The organism is Pseudomonas sp. MYb2 (assembly GCF_002979955.1).
Classification (GTDB): domain Bacteria; phylum Pseudomonadota; class Gammaproteobacteria; order Pseudomonadales; family Pseudomonadaceae; genus Aquipseudomonas.
Window position 1 is genome coordinate 230,831 of sequence record NZ_PCQC01000003.1, and the last position, 23,968, is coordinate 254,798.

Genomic DNA, 23,968 nt, shown 5'->3' on the forward strand with positions numbered 1-23,968 from the left:
AGTTGCTTTCGAATTAATGGCACAGTGACTTCAGAGATCGACATCGCTCGAAGTTGACGGTCAAACACCGCTCACTGAAGCCTGTTGAAATCAATAATATATTTATCAGCATTTCCAGACAGAGACCCGTCAAACCTCCGGCAGGTCTACCCGCAGCGAACATCCATTGGCTCCATCCGTTATGTACGCCAGCCTCAAGTCAATCTCTACATGGCCACCCTCCCGGGAAAATGCCCGTCGGTTCACCCTCATATTGTGTGTGCTCGCGGCAGTGGGCAGTCTGCTGACCTATGCTTTTTCCCTGCCACTTTGCCTGGGGTTGCTGCTGCTCAACATCGCGGCCACGGCTTGCGTATGGGTGCAATATCGGCTGTCACGCAAATCGATCAAGTTCCAGCCGCAGGAACTCGCTGATCGTTTGCTGGAGGTTCAGGAAAACGAACGTCATCGCCTCAGCCGCGAATTGCACGACGACATTGGCCAGTTGCTGACCGCCGCCAAACTGCAAAGCGAGTGGCTCAGGCGGCGCCTGCCGGAGGACTTGCAGGAGCACTGTACGACGCTCTGCGACACACTCGAAGAAACCCTCAATAAAGTGCGCGACGTCTCGGCGATCCTGAACCCGCGTCAACTGACCAGCCTTGGCCTGGAGGCCAGCCTGCGCGCGCACTTGCTCAAGGCACTGGCCAACACTTCGGTGCACTGGAGCCTCGATTGCCAGCAGCGCCTCAACGGTATCCCTGAAGAAATGGCGGTTGCCGCGTTTCGTATCGCTCAGGAGGCCGTCACCAATATTCTGCGTCACGCCCAGGCGAAAAACCTGCTGATACGCGTGCAGCGACTGCCCCAAGGACTGACGCTGATGATTACTGATGATGGTCAGGGATTTGCCCCTGCCGCCAACCCGGGGCGGGAAGGACAACGGGGCATGGCCGGGATGGCCGAACGTATCGAGCAATTGGGTGGCACTCTGAGCGTCACCAGTGAGCCGGGCAATGGCACTCGGATCGAAGCACTTTTCCCCTGGGCGCCCCGGGCACTCGAGCGGGCCAGTACGAATAAGGTTATGCGTTGACTTGTAACTTACTTCTGGTGGATGACCACTCGCTGATCAGGGCCGGCGTGCGCGCTCTGGTACTGGATATTCCCGGTTACGCAGTAATCGGCGAAGCCAATGACGGCTCGCAACTGCTCGAAATGGTTGAGCAATTGAGTCCCGACATCGTGCTTCTGGATATTTCCATGAAGGAAACCGGCGGCCTCCAAGCCCTGCAACGGCTCAAACGCGTGCGCCCACAAAGCAAAGTGCTGATCCTGTCGATGCACACCGATCCTTCATTGATCATGCAGGCGCTGGAATCCGGTGCCCACGGCTATCTGCTCAAAGACACCACAGCCACCGAGCTCGAACACGCGCTGGAAGCCTTGCGCAACGGCGAGCGTTATTTGAGTCCGGCGATCGCCCACACGGTGATTACCCAGGCGTTGACCCGTAATCAGAAGCAACAACCGGAAGTCGCCGACTCGCATAATCTGACGGCGCGTCAGCTGGAAATTCTCCGTCTGATCGTGCGCGGCAAATCCACCCGGGAAATTGCCAACGGCCTCGGCCTGAGCATCAAGACTGTCGAGACCCACCGCTCGCAAATCATGAAACGCCTGCAAATCTACGATGTGGCAGGCCTGGTGCTGTTCGCCGTGCGCGAGCAGATCATCAGCCTTGATGATTGACCGAAGGTTTGCCGCTCAACAGTGGTGAACCCTCGGGCAAATGCACCTGCAACGCCGCCGGACGCGCTTCAAAGCGCATGTTGTCGCCCTCCAGCGGTTCGCCATCAAGATTGATATAAAGCCCCTCGGCCACCTTGATCTCGACCCACGGCAAACGGGTACGGACGAACATGTTGTCGATACCGAACCCGTCGCTCAGCAGATTCTTCAATGTACCGACCAACTCCTGTGGCGCCGGCAGGATACTGATATCCAGCATCCCATCGTCGACCAGAGCCTGCGGACACAGCACGTGCCCGCCGCCGGCCTGACGGCCGTTACCGATACCCAATGCCAGCAGTTCGCCACGCCAATGGAAATCCGGCCCTTGCAGTTCACCATAGGCGGCATGCAGCTCACTGAAGCGCGACAATCCGGTGAACAGGTAGGCAGCGCCACCCAGAACCTTCTTCAGGTCTTCGGAGGTGTTAGCGGTGACCTGACTGCCAAAACCACCCGTGGCCATGTTGAGGAAAATCTGCCCGCCTACTTCGCCCAGATCGATATCCGATGGCGGTGTATCGAGCAGTTCAAGCGCATCGGCCGGCTCGAGCGGGATACCCGCCGCGCGAGAAAAATCGTTGGCCGTACCCAGCGGCAGCAGCACCAGACTGGCCTTTTTGGGTTGCTGCGCAAGGGCTTCGGCGATGTCGCGCAAAGTGCCATCACCGCCGCCGGCAATGATTCGCGTGTACCCCGCCTCCAGCGCCTCCCCCACCAGACGCTGTGCATCGCCGGCTTCCCAGGTCAGTCGGACCGCCAGCTCCCAGCCTTTCTCACGCTTGGCCTCGACGGCCGCGCGTACGGACTCGTTGAGTGCCTGCTTGCCATGCAGAATCAATAGCGCCCTTTGCTCACTCATATCACTCACTCCGAAAATGGTTTGGGGTATGAGACATCTTGACCCTTCAAGCGCACAAAAAAGTCGCCGCAATCGCAATTAATTCAATCGTATGGCCACCGCGTCCTACAGGGCGGTATTTATTCTTACAAAAAATGCAGAAACGGCTTAATTGACCAGATTTCATGTGTAGTCCACCGTGTGTCGGCGCTATCAATCTGCAACCCAACAATACACAAGGATGTGCATGTAATGAGTGGATACACCCTGACGACCATCGACTACCAATCGGGTGACATCAGTTGCCAACGCCGACCCGCAGCAGAAGGCGGATGCTTTCATGCAGAGCATTGATGCCAAAAAACCTGTGAGCCCGGCCATACCCGCCAGTGACTGTCACATGTTGCATAAAACCGATACGAAAGGCCGCGCCAAAGCCACTGGAGACATTGATATGGAACCTCGATTTGCCGAGCTTGAAACCCACCTCAAGTACATTCGACGCGACATGGACGAAGTCAGAGGTGACGTCAAATCGATCAAGCATCGCCTTGCCTATGCGGCAGGGGCTACCGCTGTGGTATTGGGTTTACTGGGTTGGGTGGCCAACAGCCGATTTGACCAGCTCGTGACGCTCATAGGCTGAATGCCCGGAGTGCCGGCGCCGGCTGTTTTCCACCGGCGTGGCACTCACGGCGCCGATCTTCAACCGAGAAGATCACTTAACGGGATGAAACCGACCTCATCACCGGCCACCAGTGTTCTTCCCTCCAGTACCTCGACAAGACCATCGGCCCAGGCAGCACTGCGCAGGACACCGGAACTTTGATTGCGGTAAATGATTGCCTGACCTTGCTCAAGACGGCCACGCAAATATTCCCGCCGATTGCCGGGCTGCGGCCAGTCGAACCCCGCAGGCACCTTGAACTTCAGCGGCTCGAGATCCTTCACACCTTGTCGGCGCAACAGATAAGGGCGAGTCAGCAAGGCGAAAGTCACCAGCGTCGAAGCCGGGTTTCCCGGCAAACCAATCACGGGTACATTGCGAAAATGGCCGACGGTCAATGGTTTGCCTGGCTTGATCGCCAGCTTCCACAACGCCAGCTCTCCTTCCTCCCGCAACGCGATGCCGAGGAAGTCGGCCTCTCCGACCGAAACGCCGCCAGTGGAGAGAATAAGGTCAACGTCCTGCAGTTCACCCAGGCGAGCTCGGGTCGTGGCCAGATCATCCGGAAGAATACCGGCATCGATCACCTCGCATCCAAGCCGCTGCAACCAGCTGCACAGCACCACGCGATTGCTGTTGTAGATCTGCCCCGGGCCCAGCGCCCGCCCCGGCTCGACCAGCTCATCACCGGTTGACAGCACCGCCACACGGACCTTGCGTATGACATCAAGCCCGGCATATCCCAACGACGCAGACAAACCCTGCTCGATCGGCCCCAGCCGGGTTCCAGCCTCGAGAATCAATTCACCGACCGTGGTCTCCTGACCTTGCGGGCGGATATTCTGCCCCGCCGCCATCGTCTCGATGAAACGTACGCGGCCATCGGCCTGGACCTCAGCGTTTTCCTGCATCTCGACGCAGTCCGCACCCGCTGGCACCGGCGCACCGGTAAAAATCCGCGCGCAGGTTCCCCGCTGCAAAGGCTCGGGCGCCTGACCGGCAAAAACCTTCTGGCTGACCGGCAACGGTTCGCCTGTCCAGTCGCCCAGGTTCAAGGCATAGCCATCCATGGCACTGTTCGGCCAGGGTGGCAGATCCAGGGTCGAAATCAGATCCTCGGCCAGCACCCGCCCCTGAACCTCGGCCAGAGGCAAATACTCACGCTCGCTGACGGGCGAGGCTGCGGCCAGTTCCAGCAAGCGCGCCAACGCCGCCTCGACGGGCATCAGGCTAGCGGTCTTGCCCGGCTTACCCACGGGATTCACAAGGCGCCGCCTGTTTCAGATGCGTAACGAAATTGCACGGGCGGTGCCGGGCATCGAGCTGTTCGCCAAGAATGCCGTCCCAACCCGTACGTACTGCGTTGGTCGAGCCCGGCAAACAGCAAACCAGCGTACCGTTGGCTAGCCCGGCGAGGGCGCGCGATTGCACGGTCGAGGTGCCGATGTCGGCTACCGAAATCTGCCGGAACAGTTCGCCGAAACCATCCACTTGCTTGTCGAGCAGGCACGCTACTGCTTCTGGCGTGCTGTCGCGACCGGTGAAACCCGTGCCGCCAGTGATCAGCACCACCTGTACGACATCGTCGGCAATCCAGTTGGCGACTTGCGCACGAATTTTGTAGAGATCATCTTTGAGCAAAACCCGCTCCGCCAGATGGTGACCGGCCGCCGTCAAGCGGTCGACGAAGACCTGGCCTGAGGTATCGGTTTCCAGGGTTCGGGTATCACTGACAGTCAGTACCGCTATATTGAGCGGCACGAAAGGTACATCAGCCTTGGCTTTCATAGGCTCGTCCAGTTGTAGGAGAAACAGCCCGGTGTTATATCACAGCGCCCCATTTTTTCGCCGCCCCCGTGGAGAGCCGCCATGCCCCTGAATACGCAACTGCCACCCTGCTCCATTCTGCTTTTGGCAGGCGGACGCGGCCAACGCATGGGCGGGCAGGACAAAGGACTGGTGGAGTGGCTGGGCGAGCCGTTGATTGCGCATTTGCAACGCAAGGTGCGAGCGCTGACTGACGACCTGATCATCTCGTGCAACCGCAATCGTGAACGCTATGCGCCGTTCGCCGATCAATTGGTCGTAGATGACCAAAGCGATTTCCCCGGACCACTGGCCGGTATCCGTGCGGGTCTGAAAGCCGCGCGCCACTCGCACCTGCTGGTCTTGCCGTGCGATGTTCCGCGGATTGACGCAACATTGCTGCAAGACATGCGCGAGACTGCCAGCCAGAATCCTGAAAAACCTTTAATGTTGCGCCATGATCAGCATTGGGAACCGCTATTGTGTGTGATTCCTGTCGCCCTTTTGCCGGCATTCGAAGAGGCCTGGAACGCCGGTGAGCGCAGCCCTGGCCGGGTAATGCGCAGGCTCGATGCCAGTGCACTGGAATGTCCTGACAATGACCCGCGGCTGGCGAACCTCAACACCCCCGAACTGTTAAATTCGCACAACACTGTGTCAGACTGACAGCACTCAAGGAACTCTCACGCCTTGTATACGTCTCAAGCTCAGTAACCAAAAGAATTCCCATTCGGAGACACACCCATGACTCAACGGACCCTCGCCACTTTCATGCTCGCACTGGGCCTGGCTACCCTCGCAGGTTGCTCGTCGCCTACAGTGATCACCTTGAATGACGGTCGCGAAATCCAGGCCGTCGACACCCCGAAATACGATGACGATTCGGGTTTCTACGAGTTCCAACAACTGGACGGCAAAGAAACTCGCATCAACAAGGATCAGGTTCGTACCGTTAAAGAGCTGTAAGCTCTGCGTCGACACCGGATACAGAAAAGCCCGCATTATTGCGGGCTTTTTCATGGGCGCTGGAAAGTGGACTGACGCTTACCACTGCAGAGTGATGCGGCTCTCGAATTTACGCTCTTCACCCGTCACCGGATCGATAAATCGCAACCCCTGTGCAAGAAGCTTGAGCGGGTTGGCGTAATCATCCTCGACGTTTTTCAACACCTCAGGATAAAACGGATCGTTGCAGATGCTCGCGCCCAGTGCGGTCATATGCACACGCAACTGATGCTTCTTGCCGGTCACCGGGAACAGCCCGTAACGCCAGAGCTCGCCATTCTTTTCGCGAACTTCCACCGCCGTTTCGGTATTGCTGACACCCGGCCCTTCCTGCATGCGAAAGAACGGCTGACCATCGACCAATCGGCTTTTGTGGATCAGTGGAAAGTTCAGGTCGGGCAAGGCCTTGGCAATTGCCTCGTAGCGCTTGTCGATCTGCCGGGTCGGGAAGAGCGACTGGTAGGCGGAACGGGTTTGCGGATTGGCCGAAAAAATCACCAGCCCCGCAGTGTGCCGATCGATCCGGTGCAGCGGCACCAGATTTGGGTTGTCCAGCCGTCGAATCAAGCGGCGCAGCAAGGTTTGCTCGACATATTCACCGGCGGGTGTCACCGGCAGAAAATGCGGCTTGTCGGCTACCACCAGATGGTCATCGGCATAGAGGATCGATTCGACCACCGGAATCGGCTTTTCGTCCGGCACTTCGCGGAAATAGTGAATCCGCAAACCTTCCCTGTACGGCAGATCCAGCGAGATCGGCTGGCCCTGAGCATCCAGAACCCGACCGCGGGCAATGCGGTCCAGCCATTGCTCGCGACCAATGGCACTGAAATGCTCGCACAGGCAATCGAATACGGTCAGCCAGGCACCGGCCGGCAGATAAAGTGTGCTGGCCTGATTCTGAGCAGCATGGAAAGTAGATGTGGACATACGGGAATTCGAATCCTCAAGGCAGACCGGCATTATCCAACACCGGCGGAAACGAACCTAGCGCGAATCCTCAGGCGGGAATCGATTTGAGCGCCGCGGCCTCGGTGAACTCCTTGAGCCAGCGCAGCACATCGACGGCTTCCCAGCGGCCCGGGTCATACAAGGCGTAGAGCAAACCCTGGTAGCCGACCACATCGAGTTGCCGATGGTAACCGGCACGCTGGAAAAGCGCCTCGATCTCGGCGAAACAAGTGTTGAAATGCAGCTTGTTGAATGGCGTCTTGCCTTCCGTGACCAGCCCGTCCAGGCGCAATTCGAGGACGGCCTCGCGCACCACGTCAACCGACATCCGGTTCACGCTGTTTTTCAACTGTTCGACATTCACCACGGTTCATCCCTCTGACGCAATAACTGTATGAACATACAGTAACCGAATAAACCGGGAAGTGCCAAGGGAAGGATGTGCAATGACGACCAGCGGGGCAACGTTGCGAAAGCCGCTCAGCGCAGGAACGCCACGACCTGATCGGCACTGAACGGCCAATCCAGTTCCGCTCCGGTATCAACCCGACGCAGCACCGGGATGCGCAGGCTGTAAGCCTCGAACCAGCTCTCGTCGTCAGCGATGTCGAGCAGTTCGACCAGCAGACCATGCTCGACAAAAGGCATTAGTTCGGCTTCAGCAACCTCACAGAGATGACACCCCAGGGTGCCGAACAGCTGACATTCAGGAAGCATGTGCGCTCAACCGACAATTTATCCGCCTATTCTAGGCCCGCCCTCGAAAACCGTCGACCCGCTACCGCCCAAAGGTTTCACACGCAAAACGCTGACGCAAATCAGTTGGCACAAATGGCAAATACGCAATCCTCCCGGACTTTTTGCCTCTACGCTTGAGAAGCCTGAGCCTGACATCGGAGTGTCCAGTGTTTGCCAATCTGTTGATCATCCTCGCCTCGTCCCTCGTGGTGATTGCCCTGTTCCGGCGCCTGCGCCTGCCACCGGTTCTGGGTTACCTGTGCGTCGGACTGCTGGTCGGGCCGAGCGCCTTCGACTGGGTCAACGAAAGTGAACATCTGCCCGATGTGGCAGAGCTGGGCGTGGTGTTCCTGCTGTTTTCGCTTGGGTTGGAGTTCTCCCTGTCGAAGATGATTGCATTGCGTCAGGTGGTATTTCGCCTGGGCAGTCAGCAGGTATTGATCAGCACGGCGCTGCTGGGCTCGGTGCTGATGTTGCTGGGCATGCCGCTGACGCCTGCGCTGTTGCTCGGCGCGGGGCTGTCGTTGTCATCCACGGCCATCGTTACCAAAGAGTTGGGCAGCCTTGGCGAGGTGTTCAGCAGTCACGGCCAGAATGCGGTCGGCGTTTTACTGTTTCAGGACGTCGTCGCCGTATTGCTGCTGACGCTGGTCCCGGTGTTTGCCGGCAGCAGCGATCAGGCCTGGTATTGGGCCCTGCCGCTGACCCTGGCAAAAACCGTGGTGTTGTTTGTCGGTCTGCTACTGGCCAGTCGCTGGTTGTTGCCACGGCTGTTCCATGAAGTCGCTGCGTCGCGCTCGGCGGAATTGTTCGTGCTGCTGGCGCTGGTGATCGTGCTGCTGACAGCATGGCTCACGCATTTGCTGGGCTTGTCGCCTGCTCTGGGGGCTTTCCTTGCCGGCATGTTGCTCGGTGAAAGCCATTATCGGCATCAGATCGAGGCTGACATTCGGCCGTTCCGCGACATTCTGCTTGGCGTGTTTTTTGTCAGCATCGGCATGCTGATCGATCTGCAATTGTTCGTCAGCCACAGCCTGCTGATCCTCGGCCTCACGTTGGGACTGATGATCATCAAGGGCATCGTCGTCACGCTGCTGGTGAAGTGGCGCGGCAATGACAGTGAAACGGCATGGCGCAGCGGCCTGGCCTTGGCGCAGGGTGGCGAATTCTGTTTTGCATTGATGGCGCAGATGCAGCAAAACCGCTTGATGCCTGACCAACTGGGCGCTCTGCTGCTCGCAGCAACCTTCTGTTCGATGCTGCTGACCCCGTTGTTATTGCGCGCCGCGCCACGCATCGCCGCAGCCCTGCACCGCAAGCCCAATCAAGAGGCGCAGATCGAACAGATCAGCGCACTCAACGCCGGCCTCGATAAGCATGTGGTGATTTGCGGATACGGCCGGGTCGGCCAGTCCATCGGCCGTTTCATGCGCAACGCCAGGCAACCTTTCATTGCGCTGGACAATGACCCGGTGCGTGTACAGGAAGCCGCCTCGAGCGAAAGCGACGTACATTACGGCGACTCGTCACGCGGCGATCTGCTGACTGCGGTCGGCCTGTTGCGCGCAAAGTTACTGGTGATCGCCGTCGACCAGAGTGATGTGGCCCTGCGCATTCTCAAGGAGGCGCGTCATCTCCATGCGCACGTGCCGATTCTGGTGCGCACTCGCGACGACAGCCAATGGGCCGAGCTGAAAGCCGCCGGCGCCACCGAAGTGGTGCCGGAACTGTTGGAGTCGAGCCTGATGCTCGCCTCTCACGCACTGATCATGCTCGGGCTGCCAGCGCATCAGGTACAGGAGAAAGTCGATCAGGTGCGTATTGATCGCTATCGCCTGCTGCACGGCTTTTACCCGGGCGCAGTCGATGAAGAGACCTAATCCTGGCTCACCGCGCCGATCTTGTGCAGCGACAGATCGGCGCCGTAATACTCTTGTTCCTGACTCAGGCGCAGCCCGTGCAGCGCCTTGATTGTGCCGTACACAACGAACCCGCCGAGCAGCGCCACCGCAACGCCCAGCGCGGTGCCGATAAACTGGCTGATCAGGCTGACGCCGCCGATTCCACCCAGCGCAGTCTGGCCGAAAATACCGCAGGCAACCCCACCCCATACGCCGCACAAACCGTGCAACGGCCAGACACCCAGCACATCGTCGATACGCCATTTGACCTGCGCAGCGGTAAAGCACCAGACGAACAATGCGCCGGCAATCGCCCCGGTCACCAATGCGCCGACCGGGTGCATCAAATCAGAACCGGCGCAGACCGCCACCAGGCCAGCCAACGGGCCGTTGTGCAGAAAGCCCGGGTCATTGCGCCCGACGAGCAAAGCCGCCATGGTGCCGCCGACCATCGCCATCAACGAGTTAACCGCGACGAGACCACTGACGCCTTGCAGCGTCTGTGCACTCATCACGTTGAAGCCGAACCAGCCGACAATCAGAATCCACGAACCGAGCGCCAGAAACGGAATGCTCGATGGCGCGAATGCAACCAGTCGCCCATCGCGATAACGGCCGTTGCGCGGGCCCAGCAAAAGCACGGCGGCCAGCGCCAGCCAGCCGCCCATGGCATGCACCACGACGGATCCGGCGAAATCATGAAACGCGGCACCAAATTGCGACGCCAGCCAGGCCTGCAAACCATAGTTGCCATTCCAGATCATGCCCTCAAAAAACGGGTAGATGAACGCTACGATTAGCGCCGTGGCGCACAACTGCGGAACGAAGCGCGCACGTTCGGCAATGCCGCCGGAAATGATCGCTGGAATAGCCGCAGCAAAGGTCAACAGGAAGAAAAACTTCACCAACCCGTAACCATGATCGGCACTCAGCACAGCAGCAGGCTGCATGAACGTCACGCCGTAGGAGATCCAATAGCCTATAAAGAAATAGGCCAGTGTCGAGACGGCGAAATCACTGAGGATTTTCGACAATGCGTTGACCTGGTTCTTTTGCCGGACCGTTCCGACCTCCAGAAAGGCGAAGCCGGCGTGCATTGCCAGGACCATTACCGCGCCGATCAGAATGAACAACGTATTGGAGCTGTGAACCAGCGTGTCCACAGCGCTTTGCAGATTTTCCATGAATAGGCAGACCTGGAGGCTAAAAAGGCACCAAAGCGGTTCGTGCGCACATTTCATGCACCAAGTTGCGACCGCGCAGTCACCGATCGGGGTTTCGGCTGATCCGCTTTGGCGCACAAGGTCGATGTGCTGACACCCACCGCAATATTTGAGTTAAGGTTTTCCTGCATACGCGCCCGGCAACAGCGCACGGCGTGCGGGCGACGCACCACGACACAGCAAAAGTTGTACCAGTCATTTGTACTGAACCTTCGCGCAAGGCTCATACTCGAACGCTTCAGACGCCAATTACGGAGATCCACCCATGGCCAGCATCAAGGCAAAGACTGCTCAAGAAATCCTCATGAACGACTTCCAGACCCTGGTCGCCGACACCGAGCGTTTGCTCGAGCACACCGCCACCCTGGCCGGCGATCAGGCAGATGAACTGCGCGGCCAGATTCACGACAGTCTGCTACGCGCCCGGGAAACCTTGAAGTTGACTGAAGACACCTTGCGCGAGCGCGGTCAGGCTGCCGTCAGCGCCACTGAAGATTATGTGTCGGCCAACCCATGGCAATCGGTCGGCATTGCAGCGGGCGTTGGCTTTCTGATTGGCCTGCTGGCCACTCGGCGCTGAATCATGTCGATCGGTGAATCCGGCCCGACTGCGGGCACCGCCTCCTCCACCCGGCGCCTGGGCGCAGCCGTTCTCGGTCTGCTGCACAGCCATGTCGAATTGTTCGGCATCGAATTGCAGGAGCAAAAATCACGAACCGTCAGCCTGTTGCTGTTCGCAGGCTTGGCTCTGGTGTTTGCTCTGTTGTTGCTGGTGGGTTTATCGACACTGGTCATGATCATCTTCTGGGACACTTATCGCCTTGCCGCGATCATCGGCTTGTGCGTCTTTTATACCCTGGCTTCGATCTTCTGCGGGCTGCGCCTCAAAGCCGCGATTTTCGATGAGTCCTCGCCCTTCCACGGCACGCTCGAAGAGCTCGCCAACGACCGGGAGCGCCTGCTGCCATGAGCCTGCCCGAACTTCCACACAACAGCTCGCGGCGGGAAATGCGCAAGGCGTTGATCCGCTTGCGCATGGAAATGCATCGCCAGGAAATCCGTCATGAAGCCGGACAAGTGCTGCAACCCTTGCAGCGCGTGCGTGGCATGACGCAAAACCTGCACGACGGTTTTGGCATCAAACACGCGCCGTTGTGGGGCGTGGCAGCAGTCACGCTATTGGGTTTTCTGACCGGCAAAGGCGCAAAAAGCGGCGGCGTCGGCGGTCTGACCCGGTTGATTCGCCTGGGCACCAGCCTCGGCCCATTGATCAAACTGGTGATGCAGAACTCAAGCAAGCGCTAAGCCGATATATCTGGCTACATTCTTGCACTGTCGCAGGGATGAACCTCTTTACCCGGAGGTTCAATCCCGCGCGCCTACCCGGTCGGCGGGGTTCAATCAGAACAAGAACGACTAAGGAGGCTCCGTGATCGACGGGCAACCGCTCGCCTGCTTTCAGCCTTTCATCGATACCGCCACCGGACGTATTGCAGGCGTCGAAGCATTGGGCCGCCTGCGCCAGAATGACGGTCAACTGACGTCAGTCGGGCCGCTGTTCGCCGACCCGCGCCTGCCAGCCATTGCCTTGCGCCGCCTCGACCGGCAGATCCGTGACAATGCCCTGAGCCGTCTGCATGAAGCGCCGGCAGACTGGTTTCTCAGCCTGAACATGTCGCCGCGCTGGATCAGCCGTTTGCGCCCGGACCAGGCATTGCCCAGCCTTAAACAATTGGCGCGACACCATGTCGATCCGCAACGCATTGTGTTTGAAATCACTGAACTGGGCGGGAACGGCCAACGTCTGGCCGAAGTCGTTGCGCGTTATCGCGACGCTGGCGCGAGAATCGCCATTGACGATTTCGGCGCGGGCTATTCACAACTCGATCGCGTACTGGCGCTGCAACCGGACATCCTCAAACTCGACATGCGCCTGTTCCAGGCAGCCGCCCTTGGCGGGCCGAGCAGTGAGGTGGTCAAGGCACTCGCGCAGATGGCCGAGAAAACCGGCTGCTGGATCATTGCCGAAGGAGTCGAGACCGATGCCCAGCTGAATTTCGCCCTCGAGTGCGGATCGCGTTACGTGCAGGGTTTTCTCTTCGCCCGCGCGCAGGAAGCGTTCTTTGCCACCGATACTTTCGTGCCGCGCTTCGCCGAACTGCGCCAGCGCTACGTGCAACAAAAACTCGCCGAGCGCGGGCGCTTGATGCAGATGCGCCAGCAACTCGGCGAATTGATGGCCATCCTGCAAGGCTGGGCCGGGGCACACGCACCGCTCAGCGCACTGCCGCAACTGGAAGCCTTTCCCTGGCTGCTGCGCTTTTATCAGTGCGACCGGCATGGCACGCAGCTAACCCCCAACCTCGAATGGCGGCACAACGGCTGGGTCGCCGATAACCGCTACCTGGGCCACAACTGGTCGTGGCGTCCGTACTTCTATCACCTGCTCGCCGAAGGCTGGGAGGAGCGGCGCCTGACTTTGTCCAACACCTACCGTGACGCCACCAGCAATCAGTATTGCCTGACGGCCGGGCAGTTTTTCGACAACGGCGAGCGGCTATTGTTGATCGACATTGATGCGGCGGGGTTGTAGTTCCGCTTGCAGGCATGCGCACGAACCGGGAAGCTAGGGCAACAGTCATCCTGACGGAGAGAATCAGCCTTGGATTGGCAAACCCTGCTCAACCGCGAACGCCTCGGCAAGCCGCTGCACAGCCCGCAAGAACTCGGCCGCAGCCCTTTCCACAAAGACCACGACCGCATCATCTTCTCCGGCGCCTTCCGCCGCTTGGGGCGCAAGACCCAAGTGCACCCGGTGTCGAGCAACGACCATATTCACACGCGTCTGACCCACTCGCTGGAAGTCAGTTGCGTGGGCCGCTCGCTGGGCATGCGTGTCGGCGAAACCCTGCGCAGCGCCCTGCCCGACTGGTGCGACCCGAGTGATCTGGGCATGGTGGTGCAGTCGGCATGTCTGGCCCATGACATCGGCAACCCGCCCTTCGGACACTCCGGTGAAGATGCCATTCGTCACTGGTTCCAACAGGCTGCCGGGCGTGGCTGGCTGGATGCAATGAGCGAAGCCGAGCGCGGTGACTTCCTCAATTTCGAAGGCAACGCCCAAGGCTTTCGGGTACTGACGCAGCTGGAATATCACCAGTTCGACGGCGGCACTCGCCTGACCTACGCGACCCTCGGCACCTACCTGAAGTATCCGTGGACGGCCCGTCACGCTGACTCGCTCGGTTACAAGAAGCACAAGTTCGGCTGCTATCAGAGCGAACTGCCGCTGCTCGAGCAAATCGCCCACAAGCTGGGTCTGCCACAGCTGGAAGACCAGCGCTGGGCGCGCCATCCGCTGGTTTATCTGATGGAAGCCGCCGACGACATCTGCTACGCGCTGATCGATCTGGAAGACGGTCTGGAGATGGAGTTGCTCGAATACGCCGAAGTAGAGTCGCTACTGCTCGGTCTGGTCGGCGATGACCTCCCGGAGACTTACCGCCAGCTCGGTCCGCAGGACTCACGCCGGCGCAAACTGGCGATTCTGCGCGGCAAAGCCATCGAGCATTTGACCAATGCGGCAGCGCGAGCATTCGTCGAGCAGCAGGAGGCATTGCTCGCCGGCACCCTGCAAGGCGATCTGGTGGAGCACATGCACGGTCCGGCCAAACGCTGCGTGTTGAACGCCAAGGACATTGCCCGCAAGAAAATCTTTCAGGATAAACGCAAGACTCTGCATGAAATCGGTGCCTACACCACGCTGGAGATCCTCCTCAACGCGTTTTGCGGTGCGGCACTCGAGCAGCACAATGGCCGCACGCCGTCGTTCAAGAGCCGACGAATCCTCGACCTGCTGGGAAACAATGCACCTGACCCGCATGGGCCTCTGCACGCGTCCTTTCTGCGCATGATCGATTTCATCGCCGGCATGACCGACAGTTACGCCAGCGACATGGCGCTGGAAATGACCGGTCGTTCCAGTCACTGACGTGTTCGTCTCAACCGGTCAGCCTGCGTGGCCGGTTGAGTGCGGGCATTGTGAGCAGCCATCGGCCCCTTATGAGGCTAATAAATCTTTAGAATATTTGCCGAAACATTAATAAACATTAATCCGGTATTGTTGAAACAACTTAAACGCTCCGACAAACATACATCCCTCACTTCCTAACACCGCACCTAGTTCAACCGTAGTCGAATTCCCTTTAGTGTGTAGGAATAATCCTATATTGCCGCTGGAGCCCCCTCAGCTCATGCGAGCGCTCATCCATCTGAGCTAAGGTGCGCGCTTTATTCGCGTACGTATGGGATTTGATTATGAACTCCGTTTTTATTGTCGATGATCACCCCGTCATCCGACTTGCCGTTCGAATGCTGCTGGAGCACGAAGGCTACAAGGTCGTCGGCGAAACCGATAATGGGGTCGATGCCATGCAAATGGTCCGCGAATGCATGCCCGATCTGGTCATCCTTGATATCAGCATCCCCAAGCTCGATGGCCTGGAGGTTCTCGCCCGTTTCAACGCCATGAGCACCCCGCTCAAGACTCTCGTACTGACCGCACAATGCCCGACACTCTTCGGTATTCGCTGCATGCAATCCGGTGCATCCGGTTACGTGTGCAAGGAAGAAGACCTCAGCGAACTGGTGAGCGCCATCAAAGCCGTTCTCTCCGGTTATAACTATTTCCCCAGCCAGGCACTCAATCCTGTACGCAGCGACGATATCCGTTATGCCGAACTTGAGCTGTTCAAATCCGTCAATGACCGCGAATTAATGGTCTTGCAGTTATTTGCCCAAGGACGCACTAACAAGGAAATCGCCAAAGGCATGTTCCTCAGTAACAAGACCGTCAGTACTTACAAAAAACGCCTGATGCAAAAACTCAAAGCCAAGTCCCTGGTGGAACTTATCGAGATGGCCAAACGTAACGCGTTAGTGTGAGAGCCCGCATGCCCATTCGCTTTGTCCATGTTGCCGGGTTTATTGCCGGCCTGTTCCTGAGCACCCAGGTTCTGGCCTCCCTTCTCGCCCCGCAAAGCTATGTCCTGCGTAGCCGGTCGACGTTCGAATTGATGGCCTTGCCTCTGGATGCCTCACAACGGCAATGGTTGCAGGGACGACATGAACTGGTATTGGGCACCTCCGCCCCGGACTATCCGCCGTTCGACATGACGGCCAGCGGACGCGACTACGAGGGTTTTACGGCGGACTACGCTGGTTTTCTCGGCCAGGCCACGGGCCTGCAAGTGCGCATCGAGCGCTTCGCCTCCCGGGACGCGGCCCTGAAGGCGCTGCTGGCAGGTCAGGTCGATATGCTCGGCAGCGCCAACGGATTCGAAGCAAGCAACCCCGACATCGTGCTTTCCATCCCCTACGCCATTGATCAACCAGTGCTGGTGACCCGAGAGGATGAGACTCGCTCGCTGACCGAAGGGCTGGCCGGATTGCGTCTGAGCATGGTCTATCACTATTTGCCAAAGGAAGAAGTCAAGGCTCTTTACCCCAAGGCCATCCTCACCTCCTACCCGTCCTATCAGAATGCAATCAACGCGGTCGCGTTCGACCAGGCCGATGTGTTTCTCGGTGACACTATTTCCACTCACTACATGATCAACAAGGGTTACCTGAACAACATTCGCATGGCCAACTTCGGCAAACAGGAAGCCCATGGCTTCAGCTTTGCCGTACACACCGGCAACGCACAACTGCTGAGCATCATCAACACCGTGCTCAATGCTGTTCCGCGCAGTGAACGCGACAGTATCGCCAAACGCTGGAGTGCCGGCAGCGACATTCTGTTGACCGACCAGAAGTTGCAATTGACCCGTCATGAGGAAGAATGGCTCAAGCAGCACCCGGTTATTCGAGTGGTGGTGAACGACGCCCTCGCTCCGCTGACATTCTTCGACAGCGACGGCAATTTCCGTGGCATCACCGCCGATCTGCTGGAACTGCTGCGCTTGCGCACCGGATTACGCTTCGAGATTCGCCGCAGCCGCAGCGATGACGCAATGATCGAACAGATCAGCCAGCATCAGGCCGATCTGATCGCCGCCCTGCTACCGAGTCCGCAACGTGAGAAAGACCTGCAATTCAGCCGCCCATACCTGGAAAACTCCTATGTTCTGCTGACGCGCAAAGCCGCTGACAGCCCTTCTCATCTGAGCCAGCTCAAAGATAAATACCTGGCGATCGCCCAGGGCAGTCCCTTGACCGATTATCTGCGCCGCGAGTTTCCGCACATCGACGTCATTGAAACATCCGATACCTTCAGTGCCGCGACCTTGCTCGCCGAGGGCAAGGTTGACGGCGCCGTCAGCTCGCTGGTGATTGCCAACTATCTGATTTCATCGCGCATCTTCGAACACCCATTGCAGATCACCACCACCCTGGGCACACGTCAGGCGGCTTTTTCACTGGCCATTGCGCGAGGCAACACCGAGCTGGGATCAATCCTCGACAAGGCGCTGCTGAGCATCACGCCCGAAGAACTGGGCGTGATCAATAGTCGCTGGCGGGGTTTCTCGACAGCGGCGCAAAGTAACTGGCGTCATTACCAGCGCCTGTTCTATCAGTTGATTGGCGTTGCCTGCCTGCTCCTGTTGCTGTCACTGCTCTGGAACGCCTACATGCGTCGGCAGATCAAACAACGCAAGATGGCCGAACGGGCCTTGAATGATCAGTTCGAATTCATGAGTTCGCTGGTCAACGGCACGCCCCATCCCATCTATGTGCGTGATTGTCAGGGTTTGCTGCAGAGCTGTAACGACAGCTACCTTGATGCGTTCAATGCCAAACGCGAAGATGTCATCGGCAAAAGTGTCATGCAGGGCACACTGAGCAACGCTTTCGAAGCCCAGACATACCAGGCGGATTACCAACGGGTGGTGGCTGAAGGGAGGCCGTTGGTGCTTGATCGTCCGTTGCATATCGGTAACCGACGCTTGACGATCTATCACTGGATATTGCCCTACCGTGATTCCAGCGGCGAAGTCAAAGGCATCATCGGTGGCTGGATCGACATCAGCGAGCGCCGCCAACTGTTCGATGAGCTGCGCTTGGCCAAGGAACAGGCCGATGATGCCAACCGTGCCAAAAGTACCTTTCTGGCGACCATGAGCCACGAGATCCGCACGCCGATGAATGCGGTAATCGGCATGCTCGAACTGACTCTCAAGCGCATGAACCCGCAGCATCCGGACCGCTCGTCCATCGACACCGCTTACCACTCGGCAAAGGATCTGCTGGGACTGATCGGCGACATCCTCGATATCGCCAGAATCGAGTCCGGCCGCCTGAGCCTGAGCCCGGAACGGGTCAACCTTGTTGAAACTGTGGCGTCGGTGGTGAGAATCTTCGATGGCCTGGCCCGACAGAAAAACCTGCCCCTGACACTGAGCGTCAATCCACCGGAACTGGACGTCGATGTACAGCTGGATCCGTTGCGCTTCAAGCAGGTGCTGTCGAACCTGATAAGCAACGCCATCAAGTTCACCGAACACGGGCGCATTCGTATCAACCTCGACATACTGCCCGGTGGCACGCCCGAGCACTCACTGGTCCAGTTGACGATTCAGGATACCGGTGTCGGCATCAGCGCCGAAGACCAGCAACGACTGTTCGAACCATTTTCCCAGGCCGACAACGCTCAACAGCAAACCCGTGGCGGCGCAGGCCTGGGTTTGTTCATCAGTCGCAGCCTCTGCGAAATGATGGGTGGCCGGTTGCAATTGTGCAGTCAGCCCGGCATCGGCACCCAGGTCTGCCTGTCCATGCCACTACAGACGCTACCCAGTGAAGTGAGCACCGCTCGGCGCGAGCCGCCGATCCGGATGGCTTTTGCGCCGTTGAACATATTGGTGGTCGATGACCATCCGGCCAATCGTCTATTGATGTGCCAGCAACTGGAGTTCCTTGGACACCGTTTCAGTCTGGCCGAAGAGGGTCAAAGCGGACTGGAGAAATGGCAGACCGGCGAATTCGATCTGGTCATCGCCGACTGCAATATGCCGGTCATGAATGGCTATGAACTGACCCGGGCGATTCGCCAGCAGGAGCATCTGACAGGGAAACCACCGTGTACCGTACTGGGCTTCACGGCCAACGCCCAACCCGAGGAGATCCAGCGCTGCAAACAGGCTGGCATGAACGACTGCCTGTTCAAACCACTGAGCCTCAGCGCGCTGAGCCAATGGGTCAACGAACTGAAACCGGCCTTCCCGGCGCCGACCTTCAACCTTGAAGGTCTCAGTCAGCTAACGGGTGAGAGTCCTGTGCAGATCCAGCGTTTGCTCCACGAACTGCTCAACAGCAGCCGGCTGGATCGCCAGGAACTGCTGGCCTTGTCGCCGCACACCGACCGCGAAGCGTTGATCGTGACGGCACACAAGATCAAGGGTGCCGCGCGGATCGCTCAGGCGTCGCGCCTGATTACCTGTTGCGAAGCGCTGGAGCAGGCCTGTGTACAAATGCAGTCCCCACCGATCATCGCTCAGCGCTGCGAAGCCACCGACGCGGCCATGGTTGAACTGGAGCAGGCACTGCAGCAACAGCTGGAACAGAACCGTAAAAGCAGAATGACCGAGCCTTAACTATGCTTGGGCGCTGAGCAGTGTGTTTATTCCCCATGGAGAGTCAGCAATGCCCAGCCCACTGCGCACGGATCCACGCCGGTTCCCTCTGCACGTGCATATCAGCGTGATGTTCACCTTCTTGATGTTGCTGACTGCAGTGGTGCTGGGGCTGTTCAATTACAGCCAGACGACCCGCATCATTCTTTCGAGCAGTGAGCATCTGTTCAATCGCATCGAACAGGACGTGCGCCTGGATCTGCACGCCACCTACCAGCCGATACGCCACTTGCTGAGCCTGCTGGCAGACAACCCCGCCGCCCAGGCACCTGATCTGCAACAGCGCCTGGCTCTGCTCAGACCTTTCAGCCAGTCACTCAAGGACAACCCTGACCTCGCCTCGCTTTACCTCGGCTTCGGCAATGGCGATTTTTTCATGGTGCGGGCCTTGCGCAGCGAAGCCCTGAAGACCCAACTCAAGGCGCCGCCGGCAGCGGCTTATCAAATCTGGAGCATTGAGCGCGACGGCGGTGCAGGCTCGCGTTCACAGTCATTGTTTTTCGATCAGGGTCTGTCGCTCCTTGCCCGCCAGGACAACCCCGATGACCATTACGATCCGCGTAACCGGGCGTGGTACAGCAATGCACGAGAAAGTGGCGACCAGATCACCACCGAACCTTATGTATTTTTCTCCACTCACAATGTCGGTACCACTCTGGCCCGGCGCAGCGGTGACACGACAGTCATCGGCGCTGACCTGACTCTCGCCGCACTCTCGGCGACGCTGATCAAGCATGTAGTGACGCCGGCCACCGAGATCGTCCTGTTTGATGCCGAGGGCAACGCCGTGGCCTGGCCGGACAGCCGTCGACTGATCGTCGACGACCGCACCGCGCGCCTGGCCAAGGCTGCGGACTTGAGCCCGCGCCTGCACGCCTTGTTGTCCGGCGAGCATCAAGGCAATCGCATAAAAGTCGATGGCCGCCAATGGATCGTTGCCCGCAGCAGCATGCAGGAAGGCGGACCGCAAGGCCTGCAAATGGCCTTGCTGGTGCCAGAGGATGAATTGCTCGTCGACGCTTACCGCATGCGCTGGCAAGGTGCGCTGATAACGCTGGCAACCTTGCTGTTGTGCCTTCCATTGGGCTGGCTGATTTCGCGCACGCTGGTCAAACCCTTGCACGCCTTGGTCAAGGAAGCCGATGCGATCCGCAGTTTCGATTTCAATTTCCCGGTGACCCGGCGCTCGCCCGTGCTGGAAGTTGACCAACTGAGCCTGTCTATGGCGCGCATGAAGGACACCTTGGCGAGCTTCTTTCGCATCACCGACAGTCTGTGCGCCGAAACCCGGTTCGCGCCGTTACTGCAACGGGTACTGTTCGAGACGGTGCAGATCGCTCAGGCGCAGGCAGGTCTTATTTACCTGCGCGAGAGCGATGGCAGCCGCATGGAGCCTTACGGTTTGGTGATCGATGGCGCCTCGCAAACCCTGGAAACATTCGATATTCAGGGGCACGACCTGCAAACGAATCAGGGGCCGGCATGGTTCGAGCAATTGGTGCACGCCGACAATGTGGTGAGCAATTTCGGCTTTGAACAGGCCAGGGATCTGCAAAAGGTATTGCTGGCGATGACTTCACCGCGCGTGCATCTGATCGGTATACGCCTGCGCAACCGCCACAACGAAACCATTGGCTTGCTGATTCTGCTGGTCAATGACAGCGGCACTCCTGCCGATCTGGATAAACTGCGCCCCGATCGCATCGCCTTCCTGCAAGCGGTATCCGGCGCTGCAGCAGTGAGTATTGAAAGCCAGCGCCTGCAGGCGAAACAGAAACAGCTGCTGGACGCTTTCATTCAATTGCTCGCCGGGGCAATCGATGCCAAAAGTCCGTACACCGGCGGCCACTGTCAGCGCGTGCCGGAGCTGACCCTGATGCTCGCCCAAGCCGCAGCAGCCAGCCAGGCACCGGCGTTCAGTGCCTACCAGCCCACCGAGGATGACTGGGAGGCGCTACACATCGCGGCGTGGCTGCACGATTGCGGCAAGGTCACGACACCGGAGTACGTGGTCGACAAAGCCACCAAACTGGAAACACTCAACGACCGTATCCACGAGATCCGCACCCGCTTCGAGGTGCTCAAGCGCGATGCCTGGGTCGATTATTGGCAAGCGCTGGCAAAGGGCGGTGACGAAGCAGCATTGGGCGACCTGCGTGATGCCACTCTGGCTGCGCTGGACGCAGACTTCGCCTTCGTCGCACGTTGCAATCTGGGCGGTGAGGCCATGGCCGAAGCAGATCTGCAACGCCTTGATGAGCTCGCCCGACGAACCTGGACGCGCACACTGGATGATCGATTAGGCGTTTCCTGGGACGAAAACCGCCGTCAGGCACGCACGCCTGCGCCGACGCTGCCGATCAGCGAGCCCCTGCTGGCGGACAAACCGGAACATTTATTTGAACGAGACAGGAACGAACTGATACCCGAAGACAATCCATGGGGTTTCAAGCTGGATGTGCCACGCTATAAATACAACCGCGGCGAGTTGTACAACCTGAGCATCACCCGCGGTACGCTGACCCGCGAGGAGCGCTACATCATCAATCACCACATGGTGCAAACGATCATGATGCTCAGTCACCTGCCCTTCCCCGGGCACCTCGACAGCATCGCCGAAATCGCTGGCGGTCATCATGAAAAAATGGACGGTTCCGGTTACCCGAAACGCTTGAAACGCGAAGAAATGAGCCTGCCGGCACGGATGATGGCGATTGCCGATATTTTCGAGGCGCTGACGGCAGCCGACCGCCCCTACAAGAAGGCCAAATCGCTGAGCGAGGCATTGGGAATCATGGCGACGATGTGCCGCGAGGCGCACATCGATGCACAGCTGTTTGGATTATTCGTCAACGAAGGCGTGTACCTGCAATACGCCGCACGTTTTCTCGACCCACAGCAAATCGACACCGTGGATCCGGCCAGCCTGTTGCACAAGGCTGGCCTCACCACATGATCAGCAGTCGGTCAGACGCAGGAAGATCGACGCCAATTGCTCGATGCCGGCCTGATCATCGGCGCCGAAACGCGCAAGTTTCGGGCTGTCCAGATCGAGAACACCGATCAGGCGCCCGTCCTTGACCAAAGGCACCACCAACTCACTGTTCGACGCGCTGTCGCAGGCGATATGCCCGGGAAACGCATGCACATCTTCGACTCGCTGAGTTTGCAGAGTAGCTGCCGCCGCGCCGCACACACCACGACCGAATGGAATACGCACACAGGCGATTTGCCCCTGGAACGGGCCGAGCACCAGTTCTTCGTTGCGATTGAGATAGAAACCGGCCCAGTTCAGATCATCGAGCTGGTTGAACAGGAACGCCGAAAACTGCGCGGCGTTGGCGATGAAATCGCGCTCGTCAGCCAGCAGCGACTCCAGTTGAGCGACCAACATGCCATAGCCTTCGAGGCCTTGGCCGCTTTGTTGCAAATCAATCATGCCTTGTGCTCCAACAATTTCAGTCCCACCCAGTATCGGGCGAATTGATACGCGCAACGTCCATTGCGATTACCGCGGCCGGTGGCCCAGCGCACGGCAAGGATGTCCAGTTCTTCGTCGCGCTGCCAGCTCAGGCCGGCCCTGGCGGCCAGTTGGCCGATCCAGTGTTCGACGACGTCGAGGAAGTGTTCCTGGGTAAAAGGGTAGAACGACAGCCACAAGCCAAATCGGTCCGACAGTGCGATCTTGTCTTCGACCGCTTCGCTTGGGTGCAGCTCGCCATCGACGCGTTTCCAGTTCTCGTTGTCGCTTTCCTTTTCAGGCACCAGGTGACGACGGTTGGAGGTCGCGTAGAGCAAGACGTTATCCGGTGCCTGCTCCAGAGAACCGTCGAGCACGCTTTTAAGGACCCGGTAATCGCCTTCACCGGACTCGAACGACAAATCATCACAAAACAGCACGAAGCGTTGTGGCAGTTTACCGATCTGTTCGACCACGCGGGGCAGGTCAGCCAGATGGTCGCGCTCGATTTCGATAAGACGCAAGCCGGCATTGGCGTGTTCCGCGAGCAGCGCCCGTACCAGCGAGGATTTGCCGGTGCCGCGCGAGCCCCAGAGCAACGCATGGTTAGCCGGCATGCCGTCGAGGAATTGCTGGGTATTGCGCCCCAGTTGCTCGAGTTGACGGTCGACGCCAATCAGGTCGGACAGGCGCATGTCGAGGCTGACCTCCAGCGGCAACAGGTAGCCATTGCGCCCGTCACGCTGCCAGCGCGCCGCCAGACAGGTGCTCCAGTCAATGATGGGGCGTGGTGCCGGCAGGAGCGGTTCGATCCGCGCCAGAACCGACTCGGCGCGTTCAAGAAAAGCATTCAATCGGGAATCCACGTCTTCTCCTCAGGCAGTTTCAAAGTGATGATGGTAACCCTGCGACGACACACAGATTTAAACCCCCGCACCGCGCCTTGTTACAAGGCGATTCGAGAACCTCGGTA

The 23,968-nt window shown here is 58.7% G+C and carries 23 protein-coding genes; 14 read left to right on the plus strand and 9 right to left on the minus strand.

Going from position 1 to position 23,968, the window contains the following annotated elements; all coding sequences use genetic code 11:
- The first annotated feature begins 181 nt into the window (after positions 1-181).
- Both CQ009_RS06225 and CQ009_RS06230 read left to right on the plus strand, forming a co-directional pair.
- On the plus strand, positions 182-1,075 hold the full coding sequence (locus CQ009_RS06225; protein ID WP_064391363.1) for a sensor histidine kinase: 894 nt from the start codon (positions 182-184) through the stop codon (positions 1,073-1,075).
- Positions 1,072-1,731, plus strand: a complete 660-nt coding sequence (locus CQ009_RS06230) for a response regulator transcription factor (RefSeq protein ID WP_064391364.1) — start codon at positions 1,072-1,074, stop codon at positions 1,729-1,731. The genes CQ009_RS06225 and CQ009_RS06230 overlap by 4 nt, the downstream gene beginning before the upstream one ends.
- On the opposite strand, the gene yegS is transcribed toward CQ009_RS06230, so the two are convergent.
- Complete coding sequence (gene yegS / locus CQ009_RS06235) at positions 1,715-2,632, minus strand: lipid kinase YegS (RefSeq protein ID WP_064391365.1); 918 nt, start codon at positions 2,630-2,632, stop codon at positions 1,715-1,717. The genes CQ009_RS06230 and yegS overlap by 17 nt on opposite strands.
- Before the next feature lie 319 nt (positions 2,633-2,951).
- Between yegS and CQ009_RS30045 the strand changes: the two genes are divergently transcribed.
- The gene (locus tag CQ009_RS30045; protein WP_177330967.1) at positions 2,952-3,257 is read left to right on the plus strand and encodes a hypothetical protein; all 306 of its coding nucleotides are present in this window, start codon (positions 2,952-2,954) and stop codon (positions 3,255-3,257) included.
- 59 nt (positions 3,258-3,316) lie between these two features.
- On the opposite strand, the gene glp is transcribed toward CQ009_RS30045, so the two are convergent.
- Both glp and moaB read right to left on the minus strand, forming a co-directional pair.
- Positions 3,317-4,543, minus strand: coding sequence for a gephyrin-like molybdotransferase Glp (gene glp / locus CQ009_RS06245; RefSeq protein WP_064391366.1), 1,227 nt, complete (start codon positions 4,541-4,543; stop codon positions 3,317-3,319).
- The gene (gene moaB, locus CQ009_RS06250) at positions 4,527-5,066 is read right to left on the minus strand and encodes a molybdenum cofactor biosynthesis protein B (protein WP_064120226.1); all 540 of its coding nucleotides are present in this window, start codon (positions 5,064-5,066) and stop codon (positions 4,527-4,529) included. The genes glp and moaB overlap by 17 nt, the downstream gene beginning before the upstream one ends.
- 81 nt (positions 5,067-5,147) lie before the next feature.
- On the opposite strand from moaB, the gene mobA reads away from it, so the two are divergent.
- Positions 5,148-5,750, plus strand: coding sequence for a molybdenum cofactor guanylyltransferase MobA (gene mobA, locus CQ009_RS06255; protein WP_105705206.1), 603 nt, complete (start codon positions 5,148-5,150; stop codon positions 5,748-5,750).
- Between the two features lie 78 nt (positions 5,751-5,828).
- On the plus strand, positions 5,829-6,050 hold the full coding sequence (locus CQ009_RS06260) for a YgdI/YgdR family lipoprotein (RefSeq protein WP_016770600.1): 222 nt from the start codon (positions 5,829-5,831) through the stop codon (positions 6,048-6,050).
- A 78-nt stretch (positions 6,051-6,128) separates the two neighbouring features.
- Here CQ009_RS06260 and CQ009_RS06265 read toward each other — a convergent pair whose 3' ends face one another.
- From CQ009_RS06265 to CQ009_RS06275, 3 genes are all read right to left on the minus strand, one after another.
- Positions 6,129-7,019: a pseudouridine synthase gene (locus CQ009_RS06265; protein WP_105705207.1), complete on the minus strand. Its 891-nt coding sequence runs from the start codon at positions 7,017-7,019 to the stop codon at positions 6,129-6,131.
- 70 nt (positions 7,020-7,089) lie between these two features.
- A complete protein-coding gene (locus CQ009_RS06270; protein WP_095189592.1) occupies positions 7,090-7,407 on the minus strand; it encodes a transcriptional regulator in 318 nt (105 codons plus the stop codon).
- Between the two features lie 113 nt (positions 7,408-7,520).
- Entirely contained in the window at positions 7,521-7,757 is a 237-nt protein-coding gene (locus CQ009_RS06275) for a glutaredoxin family protein (RefSeq protein ID WP_064391370.1), read from the minus strand.
- A gap of 188 nt (positions 7,758-7,945) precedes the next feature.
- On the opposite strand from CQ009_RS06275, the gene CQ009_RS06280 reads away from it, so the two are divergent.
- Positions 7,946-9,658: a monovalent cation:proton antiporter-2 (CPA2) family protein gene (locus CQ009_RS06280; protein ID WP_064391371.1), complete on the plus strand. Its 1,713-nt coding sequence runs from the start codon at positions 7,946-7,948 to the stop codon at positions 9,656-9,658.
- On the opposite strand, the gene CQ009_RS06285 is transcribed toward CQ009_RS06280, so the two are convergent.
- Entirely contained in the window at positions 9,655-10,863 is a 1,209-nt protein-coding gene (locus CQ009_RS06285; RefSeq protein ID WP_105705208.1) for an ammonium transporter, read from the minus strand. The two genes, CQ009_RS06280 and CQ009_RS06285, sit on opposite strands and share 4 nt — an antisense overlap.
- 304 nt (positions 10,864-11,167) lie before the next feature.
- Between CQ009_RS06285 and CQ009_RS06290 the strand changes: the two genes are divergently transcribed.
- The 8 genes from CQ009_RS06290 (at position 11,168) to CQ009_RS06325 (ending at position 22,491) form a co-directional block, all read left to right on the plus strand.
- Complete coding sequence (locus CQ009_RS06290) at positions 11,168-11,482, plus strand: YqjD family protein (RefSeq protein WP_064391373.1); 315 nt, start codon at positions 11,168-11,170, stop codon at positions 11,480-11,482.
- Between the two features lie 3 nt (positions 11,483-11,485).
- Positions 11,486-11,872 (plus strand): phage holin family protein, encoded by a 387-nt coding sequence (locus CQ009_RS06295; protein ID WP_008079909.1) that lies wholly within the window; start codon positions 11,486-11,488, stop codon positions 11,870-11,872.
- Positions 11,869-12,207: a hypothetical protein gene (locus CQ009_RS06300; RefSeq protein ID WP_064391374.1), complete on the plus strand. Its 339-nt coding sequence runs from the start codon at positions 11,869-11,871 to the stop codon at positions 12,205-12,207. The genes CQ009_RS06295 and CQ009_RS06300 overlap by 4 nt, the downstream gene beginning before the upstream one ends.
- A gap of 124 nt (positions 12,208-12,331) precedes the next feature.
- Positions 12,332-13,495 (plus strand): EAL domain-containing protein, encoded by a 1,164-nt coding sequence (locus CQ009_RS06305; RefSeq protein WP_105705209.1) that lies wholly within the window; start codon positions 12,332-12,334, stop codon positions 13,493-13,495.
- 69 nt (positions 13,496-13,564) lie between these two features.
- Complete coding sequence (locus CQ009_RS06310; protein WP_064391376.1) at positions 13,565-14,893, plus strand: deoxyguanosinetriphosphate triphosphohydrolase; 1,329 nt, start codon at positions 13,565-13,567, stop codon at positions 14,891-14,893.
- 326 nt (positions 14,894-15,219) lie between these two features.
- Positions 15,220-15,846 (plus strand): response regulator transcription factor, encoded by a 627-nt coding sequence (locus tag CQ009_RS06315; protein ID WP_064391377.1) that lies wholly within the window; start codon positions 15,220-15,222, stop codon positions 15,844-15,846.
- Between the two features lie 8 nt (positions 15,847-15,854).
- Positions 15,855-19,496 carry a transporter substrate-binding domain-containing protein gene (locus CQ009_RS06320; protein ID WP_105705210.1) on the plus strand — a complete coding sequence of 1,214 codons (3,642 nt, stop codon included), beginning with the start codon at positions 15,855-15,857 and terminating at the stop codon, positions 19,494-19,496.
- Between the two features lie 49 nt (positions 19,497-19,545).
- Positions 19,546-22,491, plus strand: coding sequence for an HD domain-containing phosphohydrolase (locus tag CQ009_RS06325; RefSeq protein ID WP_105705211.1), 2,946 nt, complete (start codon positions 19,546-19,548; stop codon positions 22,489-22,491).
- Here the strand turns inward: CQ009_RS06325 and CQ009_RS06330 are convergent, their stop codons facing one another.
- Complete coding sequence (locus tag CQ009_RS06330; RefSeq protein ID WP_064391380.1) at positions 22,492-22,974, minus strand: GAF domain-containing protein; 483 nt, start codon at positions 22,972-22,974, stop codon at positions 22,492-22,494.
- On the minus strand, positions 22,971-23,861 hold the full coding sequence (locus tag CQ009_RS06335; protein WP_064391381.1) for an ATP-binding protein: 891 nt from the start codon (positions 23,859-23,861) through the stop codon (positions 22,971-22,973). Before CQ009_RS06335 ends, CQ009_RS06330 begins: the two co-directional genes overlap by 4 nt.
- Positions 23,862-23,968 lie beyond the last annotated feature (107 nt).

What these genes read in the sequence shown, in the direction of transcription:
- CQ009_RS06225 (WP_064391363.1), top strand. Translation starts at nt 182, where the DNA reads ATGTACGCCAGCCTCAAGTCAATCTCTACATGGCCACCCTCCCGGGAA.
- yegS (WP_064391365.1), bottom strand. Translation starts at nt 2,632, where the DNA reads ATGAGTGAGCAAAGGGCGCTATTGATTCTGCATGGCAAGCAGGCACTC.
- CQ009_RS30045 (WP_177330967.1), top strand. Translation starts at nt 2,952, where the DNA reads ATGCAGAGCATTGATGCCAAAAAACCTGTGAGCCCGGCCATACCCGCC.
- moaB (WP_064120226.1), bottom strand. Translation starts at nt 5,066, where the DNA reads ATGAAAGCCAAGGCTGATGTACCTTTCGTGCCGCTCAATATAGCGGTA.
- mobA (WP_105705206.1), top strand. Translation starts at nt 5,148, where the DNA reads ATGCCCCTGAATACGCAACTGCCACCCTGCTCCATTCTGCTTTTGGCA.
- CQ009_RS06260 (WP_016770600.1), top strand. Translation starts at nt 5,829, where the DNA reads ATGACTCAACGGACCCTCGCCACTTTCATGCTCGCACTGGGCCTGGCT.
- CQ009_RS06265 (WP_105705207.1), bottom strand. Translation starts at nt 7,019, where the DNA reads ATGTCCACATCTACTTTCCATGCTGCTCAGAATCAGGCCAGCACACTT.
- CQ009_RS06275 (WP_064391370.1), bottom strand. Translation starts at nt 7,757, where the DNA reads ATGCTTCCTGAATGTCAGCTGTTCGGCACCCTGGGGTGTCATCTCTGT.
- CQ009_RS06285 (WP_105705208.1), bottom strand. Translation starts at nt 10,863, where the DNA reads ATGGAAAATCTGCAAAGCGCTGTGGACACGCTGGTTCACAGCTCCAAT.
- CQ009_RS06290 (WP_064391373.1), top strand. Translation starts at nt 11,168, where the DNA reads ATGGCCAGCATCAAGGCAAAGACTGCTCAAGAAATCCTCATGAACGAC.
- CQ009_RS06295 (WP_008079909.1), top strand. Translation starts at nt 11,486, where the DNA reads ATGTCGATCGGTGAATCCGGCCCGACTGCGGGCACCGCCTCCTCCACC.
- CQ009_RS06300 (WP_064391374.1), top strand. Translation starts at nt 11,869, where the DNA reads ATGAGCCTGCCCGAACTTCCACACAACAGCTCGCGGCGGGAAATGCGC.
- CQ009_RS06315 (WP_064391377.1), top strand. Translation starts at nt 15,220, where the DNA reads ATGAACTCCGTTTTTATTGTCGATGATCACCCCGTCATCCGACTTGCC.
- CQ009_RS06320 (WP_105705210.1), top strand. Translation starts at nt 15,855, where the DNA reads ATGCCCATTCGCTTTGTCCATGTTGCCGGGTTTATTGCCGGCCTGTTC.
- CQ009_RS06325 (WP_105705211.1), top strand. Translation starts at nt 19,546, where the DNA reads ATGCCCAGCCCACTGCGCACGGATCCACGCCGGTTCCCTCTGCACGTG.
- CQ009_RS06330 (WP_064391380.1), bottom strand. Translation starts at nt 22,974, where the DNA reads ATGATTGATTTGCAACAAAGCGGCCAAGGCCTCGAAGGCTATGGCATG.